The sequence below is a fragment of the Adhaeribacter soli genome (assembly GCF_008727925.1).
Taxonomy (GTDB): domain Bacteria; phylum Bacteroidota; class Bacteroidia; order Cytophagales; family Hymenobacteraceae; genus Adhaeribacter_A; species Adhaeribacter_A soli.
Map to the genome: position 1 here is coordinate 315,409 of NZ_VTWT01000004.1, position 23,479 is coordinate 338,887.

Sequence of the window (23,479 nt, forward strand, 5' to 3'; positions counted from 1 at the left end):
TTGAATTTAAAGGGTGTATTTTAGGAATCCGGTCACTTAATTTCTCCAACCTTCGGAATGATCTGAATTAGAAAACGCTGATTTAGTTTTTCGGTGGCATTCGATACCGATAGGTTGCGTTTATTTGGGTTGTAGCGCCCAACGCCGCCGTAGCCGGTACCGGCAATTACCAGCTCGATGGTTTCATGATATTTCCGGCTATCGAAATCTACAATGCGGTTCGTTTTCCAGTAGTCGTAAAGCGATAAGGCGCGCTGGTAGCTTAGAATGTAGCCCCAGGTTTCGTAGTCGGTGTAGCAATAGTTGTCGTAGCCGCCCTGCAGACGGGCATCCCTTAAGTCTGAGGCGCTTCCGGTAATTACGAGCACGTACGACACGTTTTTCAGCACCGGGTCATTCTGGCGGCGGAGCATCAGGGAATCGACGATGGTTTTGAGTTTGCGGCCGGTATTGTTGATGTAGCGGAGCGATTGCTGCACGTTGCCTTCCAGGCTTTCCTGCGGCCGCGACAGATCCCATTTATTGCCTTTGAATTTTACGTCCTGGGCCAGGGTGTAGCGTTTAAATTGCGGGTCGTAGCGGAAGAGCGTTTTGTCGTTCATCATGGTGCTTACCGCCGACTGCAGTTCTTCGATCTTTTCCTTTTCCCGGATGGTAGCGATCAGTTTTTCTTCGTTGTTTTTGAAGCGGATGTAACTGAGCACGAACATGACCAGCATCACCACGAAAAGCACGGTCATGAGGTCCACGTAGCTGGGCCAGAAAAAATCTCTATTTGATTTTTCCATGTTTGTTCTGTTCCAGTCCGAAAACTTTGTCCATGATAGCCTGCATGCGGTTGCGCTTGGTGGCTTCTTCCAGGATGCGGTTGGTTATCTGCAATTGCTCAGTTAAAGTGCGTTGTAATTGGGCATCCTGGTCGAGCTTCTGCAGCAGTTTTTCGTTCGTGATTTCTACTGTTTTAGCCAAGGCATTGTGCTGTTCGTTCAGTTGTTTTTGCTGCTCGTTCAGTTTGCCGAAAGGCTGCATGTAATCCAGGATTTTCTGGTAGATATTGTCCTGGTTCAGCTGATTGAAATGTTCCTGCCAGCGTTCGTAAGCGTTCTGCGCGTCGCGTTCCAACTGGTTCATCCGGATGTCCATGAACTGCTTCAGGCGGCTGGCATCTTCGTCGAAATTCTGTTCTACGCGGTTACCAATTTTGTCGAGTTCCTGTTTGTGGCGATCGAAGAATTGTACCTGCCGCATGATGGCTTCGTCGTGCTTGGCCAGGTAGCCGGGTACCATGTTGAAAGCTTCTTCCAGTTTGGTCATGCGCTGAAGCACTTCCTTTACTTTTCCGGCCATTTCGGTACCGTTTTGCAGCGTGTTGTTCAGCGCCTGCTGATAACCTAAAAAGCGGTTGAACATTTCTTCGCTTTCCTTTACCTTTTCGAAAACCGTGATGCTGGCAATGGCCATTTTGGTAAAACTTATTTCATCGAGGCGGTGAATAAAATCTTTCTGTATGGAAATATTATCGGTAAGGCTGGCAATAATGGGGCGGAAGTTCGCTACCTTTTCCAAGAAATCGTGGTTGAAGGAATCGAGCACCGATTTCAGGTTGCCGAGACTGGCGGCCATATCGGAATTAAGTTTCGGCAGCAGGCGTTTTTGCAGGAAGGTATAATAGCTGTTCTTCAGTTTGTCGCGACGGCTGCGGGCATCTTTCAGCAACGCATTTCCGCGAAGCGTGAGCAGCAATCCGCAAAAGCTTCCCACCATGGCAATCACTACCCCGGTAAGAAAATTGCGGATGCCTTCGTCGGTAATGAACGAACTGGTTCCGGTGTCTGGAGTATCCGGTGCATCATGAAGCAAAAGGCTGAACAACCCAATGCTGACACCGAAAAATGTACCGAGCAGACCGATGTACAAAGGCGTGGCAATGCCGGCCTGCACTTCGTTGTCAAGCGTTTCGGAATAGCGTTCGGAAATGTCTTTGAGGATGTTGAAATCTGCAGCGGCGCCTTTGTTATTCTCCAAATATTCGTTCGTATCGCTTACGATTTCGCCAAACTCCGGAGATGCGTTTCTGGCTTCTACCAAATCCACTACCACCGCATTGATTTGGTTTATGGTGTGCTGAAAATGCTGTTCTTCGGTATTGAAAACCAGTTCGTTTACCAGCTTTACTTCGCCGGCATCAAGTTTCTTTTGCAGGTTTTGGGCGGAAACATGATACTCCTTTTTCGGCTTTTCCGGGTCGGTTTCCCTTACTTCCACTAGCAGGTAACTGCCATTATCTTCCACTACCTTATGCGTGGTACCGGGCATTGCCGAATTGGTGAAAACTTCCCCGGCGACCATGGCATCGTAGGCATTTCGGTAAGAGCTTACCAAATGTTTTTTTTCGGGTTCTACCTGGCCGCGCTTATTTACGTCTACCTGCACGATGCTGAGGTTTTCCGGACTCGGAAAAAGCCCCGCAAGGCGGCTGATCCGGGTGCGGCTTTTTCCGAACACCACAAACTGCAGCGCGACAATACCGGCAATAATGAGAAGCTCGATGATGGAAATAATACCCATGTTAGGCTAAGTGTATTTTGGCGCGTTTGGTAATTTGCCAGCCCTGCGCCGTTTTGGTTAATTCGCCGTCGGCCACGTTTACGAGTTGGGTGGCTTTGTTAGCCGAACGGGCAAATTCAAAGGCGTTTTCGAGCCGGTCTAAACTATTGTTGATGGCCAGCGCGTGGTTTACGTGCGGATTGATGCGGAACCTGGCCGTATTGCTGCCATTTTCCGGCAAGGTAACTTCAATAAACGACCAGGTATCGCGGTTGTCGTAGTGCAGGTCGCGTTCTTTTAACTGGCCGTCTTCCGGCACGCGGGTATATTTCACTTGGTTCTGGACCGGTGTTTCTTCGGCAAATAAATGATCGGTTTCCAAGGTGAAATTTTCCTGCGATGCATTGTTTTCGGCCGGATATTCCGGTTGGGCTGCAGCTTGGTTTTGCGGAGCAGGACTATTTGAAGCAAGGTCGTATCTTTCTGCTACTTGTGGAGCCGCATAAGCCTTTTTTTTCAGATCCTGGATAGCGTTATGCATTTCCGCGCGCCAGTTTTCGTTTTCCCTTTTCAGGTTGTTGTAGGCTTTTTTCAGGCTTTCAATTTCCTTTTTCAGAGCATTTACGTGCTGGTTCCCCGTGTTACTCTGCACCGGTTTTCCAACTGCATTGGCATAGCCTTCGGAAGTTCTGGCCGGAGGCATCGCACGGCTGCTTTTACGGGAGGAACGATAGAAGGCTAAAGTTGCTAACAGCAAGGCGGCAATACTGATCACATTAAAAAGCATATTCGGTTCTTCTTTAACGGTTTTTACTTCGCTGGCTGGCGCGGAAGGCACCGGTACATTTTCGGGTTCCTGCGTGGCCGCATTCGCTGCTGTTGTCAGGTTTTCTTCCGGGTTTTCAGGCTGATCATCTGGCGGTACTGTTGCTAAGTTTTTCGAGGCAGCTTTTTCTAATTCCAGTCTTAAGTTCTCCACTTTTCGATCCGGTTTTTTGGCAGCTTCCGCCATGATAGCTTCGATCAGCATTTCATCGGAAACCGGTTGGTTTTTTCTGAGTTTCTCCTGAACCGGCTGGTACATGCGTGTGTAGAAATTATATTCGTCCTGTCTGGCTTTGGAAGCTGCGGCCAAATTCTTTTCAAACTGTTCTACACTTTCTTGGCTGACTTTGGGTACCGGTTTTTGGTTGTCTTTCGGTAGCGTTTTGTTGTTGTCTTCGTAGATCCATTGCAGGGCCTGGTACCAAATTTTTACCTGGTTTGCAGAGGTGTTCTGCTGGGCTGTGGCTGTAGCAGAACTGAAGCAAAAAATGTAAAGGAGTATTGAAAAGTATCGCATATTGACCCCACCTAAATCCTCCCCTAAAAACAGGGGAGGACTTTTTTTGTGGTTATTTATGGTGAAAACTGTAGCGTTGTTTGTTGCCTTTCCGAGTTTTTAGGCTGAAAAGGATCCGTTTTTTACTAGTTCAAGTGTTCAGCGTTAGTGTTACTTGGCCCTTTTACATTCGGAAATCTGGAGACTTCCGTGAGCCTAATTAAAGAAAATCAGCTTTTCCGGTTACGCAAATCTGGAGACTTGCTTTTGTTCTTAAGTCCCAAGTGACGCTTTCGCTTAACACTTGCGCCAGATAGCTTCTTCCAGATAGCGACTTTTTCAGCTTGAATTCCTACCATTGCTTTTTTTTACTGCTGTTCGCCGACGAGGTCCTTCGCTCGCGCTCAGGATGACAGCTTGTGAACAGCACTGCAGTAAAAAACCCTCCCCTGTTTTTAGGGGAGGGTTGGGTGGGGTCAAGCCGTTTCCCTTATTGCTTTGCGGCTATAGAGCTCTTTGGAGAGGGCGTACAGCGCCTGCTTGAACGGCAGGAAGAACAGCGTTTCGTGCAGCATTTCCTGATCCGGCAATTGCTTGTCCAAATGGTTGAGGCCAATGGATAAGCTGTCGGCCATTTGCTCCCGCAGGAACGGGATTACCATTTCGGCGTCGAACTCGATGCCGAGGTCTTTCATCATTGGAGCAATGTCGTCGTCAAGCAGCAGCAGTTCGATGCAGGCTTTCACGTTTTCCAGCACATGGTTCTTGATTTCTGAGGTTAGCGTGCCTTTTTTGATGCCCTTCAGGTTGGCGCTGTCATCTGTTGTGCCAAGCGGGGTGATGATCGGAATGTCCGGTTGGTTAGCGGAGCTTTCGTCGTTTACGGAAAGCACACCGCCGTTAGCCGTAGTTTGCTTCGGATGATCTACCAGCACAATTTTGAAATTGCCCGGCGCTTCCTGTCCGGTAACTTTCTGCAGAATTGCTTTGGTCAGTTTTTCGATGCCGGAAAGGTTTGCGCCGGCAGCCAGGATCTTGATGTACAAGCTTCCGCGGCCGGAGAAACAAATGTAGCGCGGCACGTTCAGGCCGGATGCTTTTATGGTTTGCGCCAGCTGGTAAATGATGGCGCCGTAGTGTAAATAGAACATTAAGCGCATCGGGCGGGCCTGCTGCAGCATTTTGCTGTAGCTGAACACGTCGTCGTAATTGAACATCAAACTTACCACATCCGAAGAGCCGAAACTGTTGTTGTTCAGGGCGCTTTGCAGGTATTTCATAAACTCGTACTGGTTACCGGAAAGCGGCATGTTCATGATCTGGTCGCGGCCGTATTGCATCAGGCCGTTGTCTTTGCCGCCGCGCACCATCGCAAAACCGTCGCCCCAGAGGTCGTCGCCGGCAAAGCGGTACGAGAAGCTGTAGGCCGGCCGCTGGTTGGCATACAGCAGCACGTCGGTGGTACCACCGCCTATGTCGATGTTCACCAGGCCTTCTTCGCGGCTTGGCACCACGGTTCCTTTCTGCATGAGGTAGTAATACGGCGCCACCGATTCGGTAATGCAAATGGTACCCCGGTTGGTTTTGAAAACTTTCTGATACGCTTCGTCCCATTCGTTCTGGAACAGGTTGCGGGAGAAGGAATTAAAACTCAGCGGCGCAAACCAAACTACTTTCGTGTTCTCAATAACTCCGCCGTTCAGTGCCGCCTTGTTTTTCAAAAGCAACATCAACTCGCGGAAGTATGCGTGAATTCTTCTTTGACCGGCAGCGTGCAAGGTTTCCGACCACTTCAGATCGGTGTGGTAATGTTCGTAGGCATCGGCATCGGTGTTCATGGTGAAGCCGATGTTGATGTTGCCGAAAATGGACGTCGGCTGGTTCACGAATCCCGGCGATTCGCAGGTGGCGGTGCGGGTCGGGAATTGGTAAGGCGAGCCGCCGTCGTTCATAATGGCCGGCAGGAATTCGCGTTTGGTCAGGGTTTCGGCGGACGTTAATTTGCCGAAACCTTTTTGTACGTAACGCTGGTAATCGGTCAGGCCCGGTTCGGAACTTGGCTTGTTCAGCATTACGAGTTGCAGGTCTTTGGCCGAAATCGAGAACGGTTTCGGTTCCTGGTTCGGAGAATCGGTGTAGGCAATGTAGGTGTTGGTGGTACCAAAATCGACGGCAAACGTGAAACTTTTCGTGCCACGGTGAATTTCCTGGTAGCGGGGTACAAACAAACCTTTGCCGTTGAATTTGCCCGGGCAGGTAACTTCCGCGAAATCGAAATGCGTACCTTCCACTTCGTAATATTTGCTACCTACACTTTGCTCGCTTTTCACGGAACGCTCGGTTACGGTAGCGCGCATGCTGCCGCCTTCCGCCGTTAACGCCTGGTTATCTACAAAGAATTTCAGGTGATATTGCTTCGTGAGCATACCCGGCTGCAGCTCTTCGTCGATCAGCATTACTTTGTAGAAATCGTTGTATTGCGGCTGGTCGGTGAGCTTGTAGAACGGGAAAATACCGATGCCGATCTCCGCTTTTTCGATCTTGCCTTTTTCCGGAATTTCTTTCCCGTTGGCATCTTTCGGGTTCTGCGGTGAAGTGTAATATTTCCGTTCGAACTCGATAAGCGTGCCGTTGGAAACCGGAATTTTCAGACTCACTTTTACGTGGTTGATGTCGATGAAAAACGTCAGTTGGTCAGCCAGATCTTTTTCGGTGAAATACTGGAAATAGGTGCTGGTAACCGGCAGTAGATACGAGAAGTTTTTCTCCGCGCCGGGCTGGTAGGTTACGTTGCCGCAAAAGAATCGTTCCTGGTTAACTTCGTAGGGCAGTTCAATAAGCGTTTCTTCCAGAAAATCGTTGATGGTAAGGTATGGGTAACGGACGCTTTTTCCGGGCAGGGTTCTTTCGTCTAACACCCGCGCATCGGCATACGGCACTTCGTCGCCGGTTTTGTCTTCCCACAGGAATTTGTTCAGGTATTTGGTTTGGCCAACCAGCTTCAGTTTCGGTTTGAGCACAATTGGCAAACGCTCGGAGATCTGGCGGCTCGGACGAATGAACAGGTCGCTGTCGATGGTGTCGGAAGTTTGTTTTCCCTGGATCAGGAAAGGGAAATGTCCGGCGCTAACCGGGTTTCCTTCCTGGTCGCGCAGGCTGCCGTATTTGTTCAGCACGGCTTCTCGGGTGCTGCCGCCGTTCATCGCAATCATGTTCAGGCGGCTTTGCTCCAGCACGTGGTAAACGGCCGGGTAACGCACCGGGAAATCGGAAAACGCGGTGAATAATTCGTACACAAAATCGCGGAAAGCGGTGTCACGTTCTTCCAGCGGCACGAACTGATTATCGAAATATTTGCCTTTGCTTTGCAGCCTTTCAATGTTCAGCGCCCGTACGTTTGGCGACACAAAAAGCAGGGTAAACGGTGAAGTTCCGCCTAAGAGCTGCTGCTGTTTTTCGCCCTGCGCGTTGGTGTTTTCGAGGTAGAAAAAGTACAGGTCGGAGAAGTCGCGGAAACGGTTATCGGAAGCGGCAAAAAGTTGCAGCGTATCGCCGAGAAGTTTGCTTCCCTGGTTCGCCTGCATCTGCGCAATTTCCTTTTCCTTGTTCCAGCGGCGCACCAGAATGCGCTGGTCGGCCTGCATGTACAAGTCGTGGTTGAAAAGCAATTCCCACAGATCCCAGAACTGCGATACCATTTTATGGTACACGGTATTGGGCTGCAAACCTTTTTCGCGCGCTACAAAATCGAAAGCGGTTTCGAAAAGGTGCATGCGCGCAAACGGCGTGGGAATGGAGGTGCTGAGCTTGGTCGCTTTGGCGCCGGCGCCGTCCGGAATATCTTTAATTTCGGTGCTGGTAAGCTGGTTGGTTTGCTGCCAGCCTTCCACGTTTAACCCTAACTGATGAAGACGAAGTACTTTTGGCATAACGTTGTTTTTTTACCCCACCTAAATCCTCCCCTAATTCAGGGGAGGACTTGAGTTACTTGTGGGTGGTTTTTAGTTTTTTGTATTAAAAGCATACCGTTTTTTAGGGCTGCTTTCTGTTTATTGGTTTTTCAGACTTTTTCGGCTGAGAATGGTAGCATTTTTTGTTCTTTCTGGATTTTGAAATCCTCTGAAGCAAAAGTCAATTTATTGCGTCATCCCGAACGAAGTTGAGGGAACTTATGAAGCCAGAAATTTAAAATTAAACAGTTAGACAAATCTTGCTACGCTTACTTGTCATAGAAGTATGTATAAGTTTCCTCGGCTTCGCTCGGAATGACCGGCTTTTTTGTTCCATAGTTCTTGCCGTTGTTGGTGTTTTCACCAACAACTCATCTACAAACCGTTACTGGTATTTGAGCTTTTCCTCTACCATATTTTTGGTGGCACCTTCGAAGATCTTAATGACCCGCTTGAAAGTGTCAGGTTCTGTTTCCTTGATGTTCAGGTTGCCGATTTCTTTTAAAATGGTTTTCGGTTTCAGGCCACTATCGAAGAAGCTGCTTTCGATGGTTTTGTCGGCTACCATGCGGTTGAAATCTTTTTCTTCGGGGTTGATGGCTTCGAAGGTGCGTTTGTTCTGGCGCAGCTCTTTGAGCCAGGCGTGGAAACCGTATTGCGGCGAGCGTAAAAACTGCTGCAGTTCTTTGAAAACCGCTTCGTTGCGCATGGCGCTGCCCAGGTTTGTGGCTTTGAAATAAGGCGCATCAGTATCCTGCGGCGCGTGCTCGGTGAAGTACTGGTCGAAGTAGTTGAAACGGATCAGGTCTCTGGCAATCTTGTCTTTGCTTTCAGTTCCTAAATGGCTGAAGTGGATGTTTTTGGCATCTTCTTTCAGGCCGTATTCATGGAAGTGCATTTCGCCCTGCAGCTGGTCCGGGGAGTAATCCATGAAATCGACAATGGCCAGGGCGCTGAGCAGTTCGATTAAATGTGCTTCGTTTTGCTGCGCGGCCCGGCCGGGATGGTTTTCCAGCGGCTTTTCCGGGGTATCGCCAATATAATAGAGCGCATTCAGCGACTGTAAATTATTCTGGTAGTACGAAAGCGCGGCTTTAGTTTTGGTAATGAAGGTGTTGGAATCGATGAAATCCTGCGCTTCCGGGTTGCCGTCGGTGGCGGGTTGTTCCAGGGAAAAATACGGCAGTACCGTGATGGCGCCCATTAAGGCGTGGTTCAGGTAACCGGAATTTGGCAGACCGGAATTCGGGTCGCGGAAGTTTTTAAGCAGCAGCGGGAAGCCGGCAGCGCCGGTGCCGCCGAAAATTGAACTGATGAAAAATACGCGGTCGCCTTGCTGGAAATTGGTGGCAAAGTAGCGGATAAGGTCCGAGTTCATGATGTCGTTCAGCACTACGCTACCAACGTTCGGGCTGCCGCGGAAACCCACGTCGAGACTGTTGCTCAGGTTTTCATCGGTGAACAAAAGATCTACCAACGCTTTGCTGTCAACAGACAGTTGGGTGTAGTTGATGAACTCGCGGAAGCTTTTGTTTTTGCCGCTGAAGTTGTACACGAAACTATCCGGAATGTTGCCGTCTGTTCTTCCGGCTACACTCGCTAACGTAGAAATATCCTGGTGGAAAAAACCTTCCGGACGAGAGCCCAAATGGTTGTGAATGCGCTTGTAGGTTTTGAGCAATTCCACGGTTCGGTTCATGTCGCCGTTCTGTGAATCCGGGTCGATGATGATGGGAACGATCTTGTCGCAATTCTGAATTTTTACGCCCGCGGCCATGAGCATGGTAAAGGCGCGAATTACGCGGGAGCCGGTGCCCCCGATTCCAAATATAAACAGCTTTGCCATAAGGTTATTTGTTAGGCCATTTTACCGGCGTAGTATAAGCGAATGTTGATTTGCCTTTCAGCAGTAAAGAGAAAATGAGGTAAGCCAGTACGCTGTAAAACGCATTCAGCATGGCCAGCCAGGAAATGTAAGAGTGCGCTTCCACGCCTTCGCGGTTGGCGTAAAAGGCGGTCATTAAACCAACTACTACGGCATTTAAAACCAGCACGATTACCCAGTGGGAAGTGCGGTAGAAGCCGGTATTCAGCGCGCGGTTCAGTACGTAGTAGTAAACCACCACCATGATCAGGGAACAAAGCAGCATGAAAATGCCGGCGTTCGGGAAAATAACGTCGCGGTACACCAGCGTTTCCTGCGGGGGCTGCGGACTGCCGAGCAATCCTTCGTAGAGGCCGGAAAAGAACTTAATCATTTGCGTTTTTTATGAAGTTGAGAGAGAAAGAGAATACGTTGCGTTGCTCCGAATAAAGGCTTTGCACACCGGCCAGCACCTCATTCAGCCTGAACGTTTTTCCCGGCTGGGCAGCAGGGTTATTGTCGTTCTGCGTGGTCCATTGGTTAACCCAGTCGGCGGGCTTTTCCGGGAGCGTGAAAGTGAGCTGTCCGGATTTGGCCGTAACCTGGGTGATGCGGACGCGGATCAGGTGCGAATATTTTTCCTGGGCCGGGTCTTTTGCATCTGCTTTCTTTACCGAAATAATTGTGCCAGAAAATCCTTTACCATTTAGTTCCAAATTCTTTTTCAAAAATTCAGCATTTTGTATGGGCTCGGGAAATGCGTTCAGATTTACGCCGACTTCAAATTCAACGGGCGTATCTTTCTGAGGACCAATGGTTACCGATTTGCAGCCTTCGGTTGGTTTTCGTTCGGAGCAATACACGTTTCCGGAAGGCTTCAATTTGGTTAAGGCTACATAAGCAGGTTCAGAATAATTGAAACCGAAGTGCGCCTGCTGCTGCGGGTGGTTTTTAAATACTTTCTGGTTGAATAGAATCACTTCTTCCTGCGGGCCGATCACCCACACGTAGTATGGCATTTTTACGTTGGTCAGCTGGCGTTTGGCAACCGGTTGCTTTACGGCCGGGTGAAAAGAACCGGTGAAATTGGATTGATCACCGAATACGGAAACTACCAGGTTTTTATCCTGCGCTTCGTTTAAAGCGCCACGAATTAATTGCGGAATAATGTTGAATTTGCTTTTGTCGGCGGGGCCGTAAACGAAGTCGGAAATGATCACGGAAACGGCTTTGCTTTTACCGGATTCTTTCAGGATCTGCTCCAGCATTTCCGGTAGTTCGGTGCCCAAAGCCGGGTTTTGGATGCCGGCGCTTACCGTTTTCAGTACTTCGGGATAAGTGCTTTTCTGCAGCTGGGAGGTACCGTTTTTTTCTCTTATGAAATAGAAATCTTTGCTTTGGATCGCTTTGGAATAATTCACTTCCGTGAGCAGGCCCGCTACTTTTTTCTGAAAATTCGTAGCATCGGAACCCGCCCCGCCTTTCGGCATAAAACCGACCATGCCGCCCGAAACTTCCAGGAATAGGTTCACTTTCGGGATGCTGGTGATTTGCTTTTCGGTTGGTTGCGCGGGTTTAGCAGCTGGTCCTTTTTCGGTGCCGGAAAATACCGTTTGGGTTGGTTCAGTTGCATCAGTTTCGGCCTGGCGGTCTTTGCGGGAAAAGCAGGAAACCTGCAGCATCAGAAAAACGAGGAGGAGCGGGAAAAACAATCGGGAAGTTCTTCGCATGTATGTTCGGAGAGTGATAAGGTAATTGGCTTCCTACTTAATAATGAGGTTAAGAGTTACATTAAAATGTAAGGTTCTGAAACGCTGTAAGTAGTAAACGAAGGAATCCGATGATTTAAGATATTTCGGATCAAATTTGATTTTCTTTTTCTGGTTTAAAAGCAAGGATAAACCTTTAACCGGCCTTTAACCGGAAAGTCCGGCAACTTATTGCTCAGGCTTAAGCAGCAGAACGTGCTGCGACGTTTAAAGACCCAATTATGAAGTACCATTGCTGTAGCATTTAACACTTCCCTTCCGGTTATTTCACGGATTGGAAAAAGAAAAGCTGAGCCCCCAAGCGCCTCACTAAATTAAAATTCCTTTAAGTGCCTTCTGCAATTGTAATTACTGTATTGCCAACTAATTGCAGGCAAACCGGTAAGATAACCTTTCAGGATGATTGCAGTAAAATCTTAAATATATACAATTGTTTATTTGGCTCTTTCACCATGCGCACGGTATTTCAGGATTTTTCGGCTTTTTTACTGGTAGGGCTGCTTTTACTGGTGTCTTGTAAGGGAGACAAAAAAAAGGATGCCCCGTCTGCCGACGCGGTAAAAGCTTACCTGGTACTCACCCTTTCACCGCGTACGGTTACCTTAAACAGCGATTTTCCGGCCACCATAGAAGGGCAACAGGACATCGAGATCAGGCCCATGATTGATGGGTATCTGGGCGGTATACTCGTAGATGAAGGCGCTTCCGTAAAAAAGGGGCAGTTGCTTTTTAAAATAAATGCTCCCCAATACGAGCAGGAAGTCCGGACCGCGGAAGCAAATATCAAAATTGCCAAAGCCGAAGTGAACGCCGCCCGGATGGAAGTTAATAAAGTGCAGCCTCTGGTAGAAAAGAACATCATCAGCAAATACGAGTTAGAGGCCGCAGAATTTACCCTGCAATCTAAACAGGCGGCCCTGGCCCAGGCCAACGCTACCTTAGCCAACGCCCGCACCAACCTGAGCTATACTTCGGTTACCAGCCCGGTAAACGGTATTGTGGGCAGCATTCCTTATAAGATCGGAAGTCTGGTAGGCCGTAATACCACAAAGCCATTAACCACGGTGTCTAATATCGGTAATATTTTCGCTTACTTTTCGGTAAATGAAAAACAGGCCCTGGCTTTTTCCAAGAACACCAGGGGCGCCACCACCCAGGAAAGGCTGGCAACTTTGCCCCCCGTTTCTTTAATTCTGGCCAATGGCGTTGTTTACCCCGAAAAAGGAAAGATAGAAACAACCAGCGGCTCCATTAATTCCGAAACCGGCTCGTTAAGGGTGAGGGCTATTTTTTCTAATCCTGGCAACCTGATCCGTAGCGGCGGAAGCGGTGTGGTGCGGATTCCTACTACCGTAGATTCGGCCATCGTAATCCCGCAAAAATCAACCTACGAAATTCAGGGTAAGAAATTTGTTTACCTGCTGGAAGATAATGCTACCGTAAATAGCAGGGAAGTAACCGTGGTGGAAAATGACGAAGGGCATTTTTTTGTGGTGGAAAAAGGGCTGGCGCCAGGCGACCGGGTTGTGCTGGAAGGGGTGGCAAGCCTACGCGAAGGCGCAGCTATTAAGCCCAAAGCAGCAAATGCCGACAGCGTTTTTCGCGAACTTCTGAAGTGATTTCAGAACCGGTAGCCTGAGAATAAGTTGTTAGTACAGTTGTATAGTACTTTCTTTTAACTGGGAATTATGTTCAACCGCTTTATAGATCAACCGGTACTATCTACGGTCATCTCTGTTTTGATCGTTATCCTGGGCGTGCTGGGGTTGCTGGCATTGCCCATTTCCCAATATCCTGAAATTGCCCCGCCAACCGTGGTTGTAACGGCTTCTTATCAGGGGGCTAATGCCGATGTAGTGCTCAACAGCGTGGTAGTGCCGCTGGAAGAACAGATAAACGGGGTGGAAGGCATGACATACATGACCTCTTCAGCTCGCAACGACGGAACTGCCCGTATTGTAATTAATTTTGCGTTAGGCATTAACCCGGATCTGGCTTCGGTAAACGTTCAGAACCGGGTAGCCCGGGCAACTGCCTTGCTACCCCTGGAAGTAATCCGTTCGGGCGTAACCACGGCCAAAAGCCAAAGCAGTAATCTCATCATTTTCTCTCTTTACAGCGATAACCCGGCCTTCGACCAGACCTTCCTGCAGAATTATGCCGAAATAAACCTGGTGCCATAAATTAAGAGGGTTACCGGGGTTGGCGAGGCCACCGCCTTCGGCCGGATGGATTATTCGATGCGGATCTGGCTGCGCCCCGACGTAATGGCCACCTATGGGCTGGTTCCCTCAGATATCAGTGCCGCCCTGGCCGAACAGAATATCGAAGCCGCCCCGGGGCAATTCGGGGAACAGGGCGGGCAATCGTTCCAGTACGTAATAAAATATACCGGCCGCCTGAAAGATGCCAGCGAATTTGAAGACGTAGTGATAAAGGCTACGCCGGAAGGCCAGGTGTTGCGGCTGAAAGATATTGCCCGTATTGAGCTCGGCGCCATGAGTTATGCCAGCACGTCTACTACCAATGGGCACCCTTCGGTGGGCGTGGCCATCAGCCAAACAGCCGGCTCGAACGCCAAAGAAGTAATAGAAGGCAGTTTGCAGGTGCTGAATGAAGCCGCCAGATCGTTTCCGAAGGGCATAAAATACGTTACGCTGGTAAATGCCAACGATTTTCTGGATGCCTCTATCAGCAAGGTGATCAATACGCTGATCGAAGCTTTTTTACTTGTGTTCCTGGTCGTTTTTATTTTTCTGCAGGATTTCCGTTCTACGCTCATCCCGGCCATTGCTGTTCCGGTAGCAATTGTAGGTACCTTTTTCTTTCTCCTGTTATTCGGCTTTACCATTAACCTGCTTACCTTGTTTGCCCTGGTACTGGCCATTGGCATTGTAGTAGACGATGCCATTGTGGTGGTAGAAGCCGTGCATGCCAAGCTCGACCAGGGCTATACTTCCGCTTTAAAGGCCACCAAAGATGCTATGGGCGAAATTACCGGCGCCATTATTTCCATTACCCTGGTAATGGCGGCGGTATTTGTACCGGTAAGTTTTATTCAGGGATCAGCGGGCGTTTTTTACAAGCAATTTGGCTTAACGCTGGCTATTGCCATTATCCTTTCGGCCGTAAATGCCTTAACGCTGAGCCCGGCCTTGTGTGCTTTATTTCTGAAAACTCACACAGCTGAACCTAAAAAGAGGAACCTGTTGCAGCGCTTTTACGGCTGGTTCAACCGGAACTTCAGCAAGGCTACCCGTAAATACACGGATGCGGTTGCTTTTCTGATCGGGCGGAGATGGATCGCCTGGCTTATATTGGCGCTATTCTCCGGCATATTCTTTTTACTGTTGCGAACTACTCCTTCGGCTTTTGTGCCCAGCGAGGATATGGGAGCAATAATGGCCGACATTGCCTTGCCGCCGGCCGCTTCTGCCGAACGCACCCAGAAAATTGCCGCCCAGGTAGAAGCTATTGCCCGTACCATACCCGAAATAGAGAATATTCTGAAAGTTACCGGTCAGGGCATGATCAGCGGCAATGGCAGTAATTACGGCATGGTGATTATGCGGCTGAAGCCTTGGGATCAGCGGACCGGGAAAGGGCAGGACGTAGAATCGCTGATCGGGAAGTTATTTGCCAGGACCTCCGGTATCCGCGATGCCAGGATTATCTTTTTTGCCCCGCCCACTATTTCCGGGTTTGGTACTTCCGGCGGCTTTTCGTTTGAATTGCAGGATAAAAGCGGCCGCGATATTGCTATCTTTTCCAAAGTAGGCAACGACTTTCTGGCTGCTTTAAATCAACGCCCCGAAATCCAGTTTGCTTCCACGCCCTTTAACGTAAATTTCCCGCAATACCAGGTTGAAGTAAATGTGGCTAAGGCCAAAGTAGCGGGTTTGTCGGTGAACGATATTCTGAGCACGCTGCAGGGCTATTACGGCGGAGTATATGCTTCTAACTTCAACCAGTTCGGCAAATAGTACCGGGTAATGTACCAAGCAGAACCCGCCTTCCGGGCCAATCCCGAAGGGTTGAATAATATTTTTGTAAGAAATGCTAATGGCGCTATGGCGCCAATCAACGAATTTATTATGCTAACCAGGGTCTACGGGCCGCAATCCATTTCCCGGTTCAATCTATTTACCTCCATAGGCGTTACCGGGTCGCCAAATGCGGGTTACAGCTCCGGCGATGCCATAGCCGCCATAGAAGCCGTGGCAGCAGAGGCTCTACCGGTGGGGTATGGTTACGAATTTTCGGGCATGACGCGGGAAGAGATCGCTGCCGGTGCGCAAACGTTATTTATTTTCGTGCTGGTAATTGTATTTGTTTACCTGCTGCTGAGTGCGCAGTACGAAAGTTACCTGTTGCCCTTCGCCGTATTGTTTTCTCTGCCAATCGGTTTGGCGGGGGCCTTCATCTTTGCCAGCCTCTTCGGGGTTACCAATAATATTTATTTACAGATCACCCTCATCATGCTTATCGGGTTGCTGGCCAAGAACGCCATTCTGATCGTGGAGTTTGCCGTGGAGCGAAGGCGGAACGGCATGGCCCTGGTACAGGCAGCCATTGAAGGTTCCGAAGCCCGCCTGCGGCCAATTTTAATGACCTCCTTCGCCTTTATTCTGGGTTTAGTGCCCCTCATGCTCTCTACTGGGGCAGGCGCCACCGGAAACCGCTCCATTGGTACAGGGGCCGTAGGGGGCATGCTCATCGGTACCTTGATCGGGGTGTTTGTAATACCTGTTTTGTATGTGATTTTTCAGGCCCTGCAGGAACGCATAAGTGGTAAGCCGGAACAGCCCCTGACTGAGAACTTAAACCCGGACAATGGCCCAGCTCCTGAAAAGCCTGCCTGATTACGAATGGTTGCGCCGCTTACACGTTTTTATCGAGAGCATATGAACAGAAAAATAATACAGTTCCTGCTTTTTGTTTTCCTTGCCGGAATGGCCGCTGCCTGTAAAATAGCCAAACCCTATAAAAGCCCCGGTCTGGCTGCCGCTAACCTATACCGCGATGTAATTACCACTGATACCACCACGCTGGCCAGCTTGCCGTGGCGAGAACTGTTTACCGATCCGGTTTTACAAAGCCTGATTGAAGAAGGAATAAGCAGGAACCTGGACCTGCAGGTAGCATATACCCGGATCCAGCAAGCCGAGGCTTCTTACCGGCAAAGCCGGGCAGCGTTCTTGCCTACCTTAAATGCAAATACCAGCCTTACAAGGTCCCGACCATCCCAGGCACTGGATTTTGGTCAACGCGGGAATATCACCCAGTATCAAATAGGTTTGGCCTCCGCTTGGGAACTAGATGTATGGGGGCGTTTGCGCAGCAACCGGAGAGCAAACCTGGCCAATTTATTACAAACAGAAGCCGGTGCACGAGCTGTTCAAACCGGTTTAGTGGCCAATATTGCCAATTATTACTACTTGCTTACGGCCCTCGATCAGCAGTTAATTATAACCGAACTAACGGTAGTAAACTGGGATACCACCGTGCAAACCATGCGTGCTTTGAAAGAAGCTGCCCGGGTAACCGAAGCTGCCGTGGTGCAGAGTGAAGCCCAGCGCTATGCGGCCGAAGTAACGATTCCGGATCTGAAACAAAGGATCCGGGAAACAGAAAATGCGCTGAGTATTCTGCTGGCGCGGTCCCCGGGACCAATTGTTCGCCGAAGTTTAGAGGAGCAACAAATAGTTGAGCTTTTACAAACGGGAATTCCGGCGCAGTTTCTGGCCAACCGGCCCGATGTGCAACAGGCAGAACTGAATTACCGCTATTTATTTGAACTGACCAACGTTGCGCGTGCCAGCTTTTATCCAGCCCTTACCATTACCGGTTCGGCAGGGTGGAGCACCTTGGCATTTGGCGAATTGTTTAACCCGGGTTTTATTGCGGCCAGTATCGGGGCAGGGCTAACCCAGCCAATTTTTAACCAGCGCCTGAACCGGACCCGTTTGGAAGTAGCGCGGGCGCAGCAGCAGGAAGCTCTTCTGAACTTCCGGAATGCGTTGCTTATTGCAGGAAGGGAAGTATCGGATGCTTTGTCTTTACACCAAGCGGCGCTCGATAAAATACAGGTACGCACCTTTCAAATGGATGCCTTGCAAAAATCGGTGGCATATACCCAGGAACTTCTGCAATATGGCTTTGCGAACTATAATGAATTAATTACCGCCCGCCAAAGCCTGCTTCAGGCTGAATTGCAGGGAGTAAACGATCGGTTACAGCGTTTGCAGTCAGTTGTGGAGTTATATCGTTCCTTAGGTGGCGGTTGGAAATAAGTTTGTTAACCCTTAGTTAACTGGGAAGGACTGTAGCTTCGATAAAATAAATAAGTGGACAAATTTAGTTTAAAGTAAATTTTCTCACTTACCTATAACGCAATTGCTTAATTCAGGCAATTCAAGACCGGGCTTTTAAGCGCGTGGGCCTTAGGTCCAGTTAAACCGATCTTCTCATGTAAATTTAATGCTCCGGCATTCTTCAGTCCAGGAGTTTTTACCTGGGCCCTTTTCTGGGAAAAAATTAAAAGCTCCTGAAACCAAGAATACCCGGCGTTTTCCTGAGTCAGGCGTTATCGGTTAATTGGCGGAGCATGAATTCAGCTACATCGGCCCGGGTTACTTTCCCGAAGGGGAAAGTGGCAGACAACTTCAAACCGACTTCATATTTACCCGTCTGCGGACCGTCCACCAGACGGGCGGGCCTTACAATTACCCAGTCGAGGTTACTCGAGCGGATGGTTTTTTCGTTGGCCGCATGGTCGGAATAGTCGCGGGCTAATAATACGGGCAAAATAAAATACCGGAAAACCAGGTTCTGATCTGCTTCGCTATCACCCACGCCCAGGGCTGATTCATAAACCAGGCGGCGTACTCCCGTGCTTTCCATAGCGCTTACAATGTTTTTAATTCCGCTTACCAGGGCAGGAATGCGCGTCTTCAACGTGCGGGGGCCTAAGGCAGATAGCACCGCATCGTGGCCGGCTATAGCATTTTCAACTTCCTGATAAGCCGTAATATCTCCCTGTACCACGTTTAATCGCTCGTGCTTCAAATTAAAAGAACCCGTATTCCGGACAAAGGCCGTTACGGTATGCTGCCCGGCAAGCGCCTGTTGCACAATTTCCTGCCCGGTTCGCCCCGACGCCCCAAATACAATTAACTTCATGATACACGGATCTAAACCTGTAAGTAAGCTGGCTTCAATTTTATACGGCGAAGCGGCAAAATAGCCCTAAAATGCTAAATAATTTTCAGAGGGTTGGCTTAAACCCCTCAATTGCCGGATGGGCAGGCGATTTTATATTTTTCCTTTGGAAGAGGGCCTCGTGAAATGGGATGATGGTTGGCAGTTTTATTCTGAAATTTACAGGGAATTGGCGGAGAATTGAATGGTTTAGAGCAGCCTTATTAGGCTTGTTGCTTTCTATTTATTTGTTAATTAGTTAGTTGTAGGTCTGTTAACATTAACTTAACAATAAGATAATTTACCGGTAATCGCCCTCTCTCTTTTTAGCCCGTACTTTGTGTATAGAAATTAGGTTAGAAATAAAACCAGGATTATATATAACCTAATTAAGAGAATTCTTCCTTTCTGCTTTTGGCCTGACTAACCGAAAGCAGTTTAACTGAAAACAAAGCAATAAAGAAACCGCATGTTTCACCCGCATGTACTATGGAAAAGACTGCCTTATTAACCACTTTGCGAACTGCCGTGCTCAGCGCCGGTTTACTTATTTCCGGAACAGCCCTGGCGCAGATAAGCCCGGCGGCAAAAGATTCGCTGCAGGCAATACCGAGCGCCGATAATGCCAAACCGGTTCCGGAAACAAAATCGCACTGGTACGACAAGATCTCGCTCAGAGGCTACACCCAGGTTAGATACAACCGCTTACTCGAAACCAATTCCAGCCTGAAAACCGATAACGATAAATCGATCGGCGATAACGGCGGTTTTATTATCCGTCGGGCAAGGCTGGTTTTCAGCGGACAGGTCCACGAACGGGTGTATATGTATATTCAGCCGGATCTGGCTTCTACCCCGGCCGGTAGTTCTACCATTAATTTCGCCCAGCTTCGCGATGCGTACTTCGATCTTTCCCTGGATGAGCAGAAGGAATTCCGTTTCCGGATTGGCCAGAGCAAAATACCTTTCGGCTTCGAATCATTGCAGTCGAGCCAGAACCGCCTGACCTTGGATCGCAACGAGGCCCTGAACAGCGGTGTACCGAACGAGCGTGACCTGGGCGTTCTGTTTTACTGGGCGCCGGAAAAGATCCGCAAACGCTTTAGTGAACTAGCGAACCGGACGCTTAAGGGCAGCGGCGATTATGGCGTTTTCGGTTTGGGAATTTACAACGGGCAGACCACGAATAAAAACGAAGCCAACGATAATTTACATACCGTAGCCCGCCTTTCTTACCCCATCGCTTTTCCGAACGGCCAGATAATAGAGCCCGGCATTCAGGGGTATACCGGCCTTTACACCGTTACTTCCGACCAGTTAAGCAGCACCGCCATTAAAGGAGGCAACTTCGAAGACCGTAGGGCAGCCGCCAGCTTTATTTTATATCCGCAACCATTTGGCTTTCAGGCCGAATACAACGTGGGCAAAGGCCCGCAGTTCGATCCGGAAAGTAAAACCATTGAAATGCATTCGCTGAAAGGCGGTTATGCCATGGCCATGTACAACCTGAGCTTTAAAAAACAGTTGCTTATTCCGTTTGTTAAGGTGCAGTATTACGAAGGCGGCAAAAAAGCCGAACTCGACGCCCGGGCCAGCAAGGTGCGGGAAGCCGAATTCGGGGTGGAATGGCAGCCGATCCCTGCCTTCGAGCTTACTACGCAGTATACCATTTCCGACCGCACCAACCGCGACGGCCGGAACCTGAATAACCACCAGGAAGGAAATTTCCTCCGGATCCAGGCCCAGTTCAATTACTAAAAACGAATACAAAAATCTAAAACTGAATATAAAACAGTATCCAAAACTGAATAAAACGATATGAAAAATCTGAAAAAAGTACAGGTAGTTGGTTTGTTTCTGGCAACTGTCCTTCTGGGCGCTTGCGGCGGCAACGAGGGTAAGAAAGAAAATACCGAAGCCGGTGGCACCACTTCCGAAGCTTCCGTAACCCTTACCGCCAAAGGCAGCGACACGGTTTTACCGCTGGCCCAGCAGGAAGCCGAAAAATACATGCAGAAGCATAAGGATGCCGCCATTACCATTGTAGGTGGCGGCACCGGGGTTGGCCTTTCCGCCCTGGAAGAAGGAACTACCGATCTGGCCATGGCTTCCCGTACCCTGAAAACCGAAGAGAAACTGAAATTCCAGGCAGCTAAAAAAGACATTAAAGAAGCCCTGATCGCTTACGATGCGCTTTCCGTGATCGTAAACCCGAACAACAAAGTAAGCCAGCTTACCCGCGAGCAACTGGAAGGTATCTTCACCGGCAAGATCACGAACTGGAAAGATGTGGGCGGCGACAATGAGAAGATCGTGCCTTATTCCCGCGAAACCAGCTCCGGAACGTATGAGTTCTTCAAAGAGCACGTGCTTAACAAGAAAAACTATGCCGGTAATATCCTGATGATGCCAGCCACCGGATCTATCGTGCAATCGGTAGGGCAAACCAAAGGTGCTATCGGCTACGTAGGTTTGGCTTACGATACCCCGGAAGTAAAACCTTTGAAAGTGTCTTATGACCAGGGAAAGACGTATGTAGCGCCAAGCGTAGAGGCTGCCAAAGACAAATCGTATCCAATTTCCCGGCCTTTATTTTTCTTTTACGATGCTACTTCCGAAAGCAAAGTGAAGCCTTTCATTGACTATATTATGTCGGAAGAAGGCCAGAAAATTGTACAGGAAACCGGTTACGTTCCCGTAAAATAACTTTCAAACTTTTTACCTACCGTTTTGAAACGCTACTTCCATAATTTCGGTGAACGCCTGATAGAAGGTATCCTGGCCCTGAGCGGCGCAGTTACCAGCCTTACGGTGTTGCTTATTGTCGTGTTCCTGTTCAAGGAAGGTCTGGGACTTTTCTCCCAGCATCCGGTAAGCGAGGGCGGCGTGATCGTGGTGAATAACCAGAATCCGGTAAAGGAGCTTTCTGCCAAGCAAATAAAAGAGATCTACGACCAGAATATTACAAACTGGAAAGAAGTAGGCGGCAAGAACCAACCGATCAAAATTTTCCGCCTGGAAGACATTACCGATTATTATCCGGAAGAACAACTAGGCGCTAATTTTGAGTATTTACCTCAGCGCTTAAGCGAACTGGTAAGCAAACAACCGGAGATCATCGCTTACTTTCCGGAACAGTATCTGAGCAAGAATTTCCAAGGCCACCCAATTGAACTGGAGAATATTACGCTGGGTAGTTTCCTGGGCGGGAAAGAATGGTACCCAACCATTCAGCCGGCGGTGCAAATGGGCGTGCTGCCCCTGATCCTGGGAACCCTGTGGGTAAGCTTCGGGGCCATTTTAATTGCTTTGCCTTTGGGCCTTGCCGCTGCTATTTACACCGCCGAAATTGCCGACAATAAAGTGCGCAATACCCTGAAGCCGGTAATTGAGTTGCTGGCCGGTATTCCTTCGGTGGTTTATGGTTTCTTTGGCCTGGTAGTACTGGTACCGCTTATTCAGAAAGTTTTTGGTTTGCCGGTGGGCGAAACGGCTTTGGCCGGAAGTATTATCCTGGGAATTATGGCCCTGCCAACCATTATTTCGGTTACCGACGATGCCATGCGCACCACGCCGCGCGCCATGAAAGAAGCCAGCCTGGCTTTAGGAGCTACCAAGTGGCAAACCATTTACAAAGTGGTTATTCCGTATTCCATTTCGGGTATTTCTACGGCAGCGATTCTGGGTATTGGCCGGGCTATTGGCGAAACCATGGCGGTGCTGATGGTTACGGGTAATGCTTCGGTTATTCCGCACACGTTCCTGGAACCGGTGCGTACCATTCCGGCTACCATTGCGGCCGAACTAGGGGAAGCGCCCCAGGGCGGTATCCATTTTCAGGCGCTTTTTGCCCTGGGCTGCATCCTGTTCCTAATGACTTTGATCATCAACGTTTCGGTAGATATGGTGTCTGCCAAAAAGAAAGCAAACCGTTAAGTTATGAGTTTTACCAGCAATCCGAATTTAAATAAATCCAAACGGTTCTGGCAGGCCTTCGCCTTTAATAGTTTCCGGTTGCTCAGCTTTCTGGTGGTTGCCATTCTGGTCGTGATCCTGGGCTTTATCATCATCAACGGCATCTCGGTTATCAGCTGGGAATTCCTGACGGAAATGCCGCGTGAAGGCATGACCAAAGGCGGCATCTTTCCGGCCATTGTGGGTACGCTCTGGCTGGTGGTGGGAAGCTTGCTTTTTGCCTGCCCGATCGGAATTCTTTCCGGAATTTACATTAACGAATATGCCAAAGACGGCTGGCTGAAACGCTTTATTAAACTAATGACCAACAACCTGGCGGGCGTGCCTTCCATCGTGTTCGGTTTGTTCGGGATGGCCCTGTTCGTAAATAAATTCGGCTTCGGAGATTCCATTCTGGCGGGTTCCTTAACGCTGGGTTTACTGGCCTTGCCGGTAGTGATCCGTACCACCGAAGAAGCCCTGAAAGCAATTGATGACAGTTTCCGGATCGGGAGCCTGGCCCTGGGCGCTTCCAAGTGGCAAACCATCTGGAAAGTAATTTTGCCCATTGCCCTGCCCAACATTATTACCGGAATTATTCTTTCCGTAGGCCGCGTTTCCGGCGAAACCGCGCCGATCCTGTTTACCGTAGCTGCCTATTTTCTGCCGAAACTGCCGACCAGTATTTTCGACCAGGTAATGGCTCTGCCGTACCACCTTTACGTAATTTCCACCAGCGGTACCAACATCGAAGCATCGCGCGCCATGGCCTACGGCACGGCGTTTATCCTGATCCTGATCGTGCTGCTGGTGAACTTACTGGCCAACTGGCTACGCCGCTATTTCGGCCGGAAAGTAAAAATGAATTAATGCC

General features: G+C 49.2%; 14 protein-coding genes and 1 pseudogene. 7 read left to right on the forward strand and 8 right to left on the reverse strand.

What is annotated here, in order from left to right:
- Nucleotides 1-32 precede the first annotated feature (32 nt).
- The 7 genes from F0P94_RS09395 to F0P94_RS09425 form a co-directional block, all read right to left on the reverse strand.
- The gene (locus F0P94_RS09395) at nt 33-788 is read right to left on the reverse strand and encodes a hypothetical protein (RefSeq protein ID WP_150903629.1); all 756 of its coding nucleotides are present in this window, start codon (nt 786-788) and stop codon (nt 33-35) included.
- Nucleotides 772-2,568 (reverse strand): hypothetical protein, encoded by a 1,797-nt coding sequence (locus tag F0P94_RS09400; RefSeq protein ID WP_150903630.1) that lies wholly within the window; start codon nt 2,566-2,568, stop codon nt 772-774. The genes F0P94_RS09395 and F0P94_RS09400 overlap by 17 nt, the downstream gene beginning before the upstream one ends.
- Nucleotide 2,569: 1 nt before the next feature.
- Nucleotides 2,570-3,889: a hypothetical protein gene (locus tag F0P94_RS09405; protein ID WP_150903631.1), complete on the reverse strand. Its 1,320-nt coding sequence runs from the start codon at nt 3,887-3,889 to the stop codon at nt 2,570-2,572.
- Nucleotides 3,890-4,344: 455 nt separating this feature from the next.
- Nucleotides 4,345-7,797 (reverse strand): acetate and sugar kinases/Hsc70/actin family protein, encoded by a 3,453-nt coding sequence (locus F0P94_RS09410; RefSeq protein WP_150903632.1) that lies wholly within the window; start codon nt 7,795-7,797, stop codon nt 4,345-4,347.
- Nucleotides 7,798-8,203: 406 nt separating this feature from the next.
- Nucleotides 8,204-9,664, reverse strand: a complete 1,461-nt coding sequence (locus F0P94_RS09415) for a hypothetical protein (RefSeq protein WP_150903633.1) — start codon at nt 9,662-9,664, stop codon at nt 8,204-8,206.
- A gap of 4 nt (nt 9,665-9,668) precedes the next feature.
- On the reverse strand, nt 9,669-10,076 hold the full coding sequence (locus F0P94_RS09420) for a hypothetical protein (protein ID WP_150903634.1): 408 nt from the start codon (nt 10,074-10,076) through the stop codon (nt 9,669-9,671).
- Complete coding sequence (locus F0P94_RS09425) at nt 10,069-11,412, reverse strand: hypothetical protein (RefSeq protein ID WP_150903635.1); 1,344 nt, start codon at nt 11,410-11,412, stop codon at nt 10,069-10,071. The genes F0P94_RS09420 and F0P94_RS09425 overlap by 8 nt, the downstream gene beginning before the upstream one ends.
- Before the next feature lie 491 nt (nt 11,413-11,903).
- Between F0P94_RS09425 and F0P94_RS09430 the strand changes: the two genes are divergently transcribed.
- The 3 genes and pseudogenes from F0P94_RS09430 to F0P94_RS09440 all read left to right on the forward strand — a co-directional run bounded on the left by F0P94_RS09430 (nt 11,904) and on the right by F0P94_RS09440 (nt 17,744).
- Entirely contained in the window at nt 11,904-13,070 is a 1,167-nt protein-coding gene (locus F0P94_RS09430) for an efflux RND transporter periplasmic adaptor subunit (RefSeq protein WP_150903636.1), read from the forward strand.
- 69 nt (nt 13,071-13,139) lie between these two features.
- Nucleotides 13,140-16,313 (forward strand): annotated as a pseudogene (locus F0P94_RS09435) (efflux RND transporter permease subunit).
- A gap of 42 nt (nt 16,314-16,355) precedes the next feature.
- A complete protein-coding gene (locus F0P94_RS09440; protein WP_150903637.1) occupies nt 16,356-17,744 on the forward strand; it encodes an efflux transporter outer membrane subunit in 1,389 nt (462 codons plus the stop codon).
- A 286-nt stretch (nt 17,745-18,030) separates the two neighbouring features.
- On the opposite strand, the gene F0P94_RS09445 is transcribed toward F0P94_RS09440, so the two are convergent.
- Nucleotides 18,031-18,633 carry an NAD(P)-dependent oxidoreductase gene (locus tag F0P94_RS09445; protein ID WP_150903638.1) on the reverse strand — a complete coding sequence of 201 codons (603 nt, stop codon included), beginning with the start codon at nt 18,631-18,633 and terminating at the stop codon, nt 18,031-18,033.
- 507 nt (nt 18,634-19,140) lie between these two features.
- Here F0P94_RS09445 and F0P94_RS09450 point away from each other — a divergent pair.
- From F0P94_RS09450 to pstA, 4 genes are read left to right on the forward strand one after another with little or no spacing between them, the layout of a single operon-like run.
- Entirely contained in the window at nt 19,141-20,409 is a 1,269-nt protein-coding gene (locus tag F0P94_RS09450; RefSeq protein WP_150903639.1) for a porin, read from the forward strand.
- Between the two features lie 60 nt (nt 20,410-20,469).
- Nucleotides 20,470-21,357 (forward strand): phosphate ABC transporter substrate-binding protein, encoded by an 888-nt coding sequence (locus F0P94_RS09455; protein ID WP_150903640.1) that lies wholly within the window; start codon nt 20,470-20,472, stop codon nt 21,355-21,357.
- A gap of 24 nt (nt 21,358-21,381) precedes the next feature.
- Nucleotides 21,382-22,587 carry a phosphate ABC transporter permease subunit PstC gene (gene pstC, locus F0P94_RS09460; RefSeq protein ID WP_225307174.1) on the forward strand — a complete coding sequence of 402 codons (1,206 nt, stop codon included), beginning with the start codon at nt 21,382-21,384 and terminating at the stop codon, nt 22,585-22,587.
- 3 nt (nt 22,588-22,590) lie between these two features.
- Nucleotides 22,591-23,475 carry a phosphate ABC transporter permease PstA gene (gene pstA / locus F0P94_RS09465; RefSeq protein ID WP_150903641.1) on the forward strand — a complete coding sequence of 295 codons (885 nt, stop codon included), beginning with the start codon at nt 22,591-22,593 and terminating at the stop codon, nt 23,473-23,475.
- The last annotated feature ends 4 nt before the right edge of the window (nt 23,476-23,479 follow it).

Bases quoted from the DNA above. Each gene is read 5' to 3' on its own strand.
- F0P94_RS09410 (WP_150903632.1), bottom strand. From the start codon at position 7,797: ATGCCAAAAGTACTTCGTCTTCATCAGTTAGGGTTAAACGTGGAAGGC.
- F0P94_RS09420 (WP_150903634.1), bottom strand. From the start codon at position 10,076: ATGATTAAGTTCTTTTCCGGCCTCTACGAAGGATTGCTCGGCAGTCCG.
- F0P94_RS09455 (WP_150903640.1), top strand. From the start codon at position 20,470: ATGAAAAATCTGAAAAAAGTACAGGTAGTTGGTTTGTTTCTGGCAACT.
- F0P94_RS09430 (WP_150903636.1), top strand. From the start codon at position 11,904: ATGCGCACGGTATTTCAGGATTTTTCGGCTTTTTTACTGGTAGGGCTG.
- F0P94_RS09450 (WP_150903639.1), top strand. From the start codon at position 19,141: ATGGAAAAGACTGCCTTATTAACCACTTTGCGAACTGCCGTGCTCAGC.
- F0P94_RS09405 (WP_150903631.1), bottom strand. From the start codon at position 3,889: ATGCGATACTTTTCAATACTCCTTTACATTTTTTGCTTCAGTTCTGCT.
- pstA (WP_150903641.1), top strand. From the start codon at position 22,591: ATGAGTTTTACCAGCAATCCGAATTTAAATAAATCCAAACGGTTCTGG.
- F0P94_RS09445 (WP_150903638.1), bottom strand. From the start codon at position 18,633: ATGAAGTTAATTGTATTTGGGGCGTCGGGGCGAACCGGGCAGGAAATT.
- F0P94_RS09425 (WP_150903635.1), bottom strand. From the start codon at position 11,412: ATGCGAAGAACTTCCCGATTGTTTTTCCCGCTCCTCCTCGTTTTTCTG.
- F0P94_RS09400 (WP_150903630.1), bottom strand. From the start codon at position 2,568: ATGGGTATTATTTCCATCATCGAGCTTCTCATTATTGCCGGTATTGTC.
- F0P94_RS09440 (WP_150903637.1), top strand. From the start codon at position 16,356: ATGAACAGAAAAATAATACAGTTCCTGCTTTTTGTTTTCCTTGCCGGA.
- F0P94_RS09415 (WP_150903633.1), bottom strand. From the start codon at position 9,664: ATGGCAAAGCTGTTTATATTTGGAATCGGGGGCACCGGCTCCCGCGTA.
- F0P94_RS09395 (WP_150903629.1), bottom strand. From the start codon at position 788: ATGGAAAAATCAAATAGAGATTTTTTCTGGCCCAGCTACGTGGACCTC.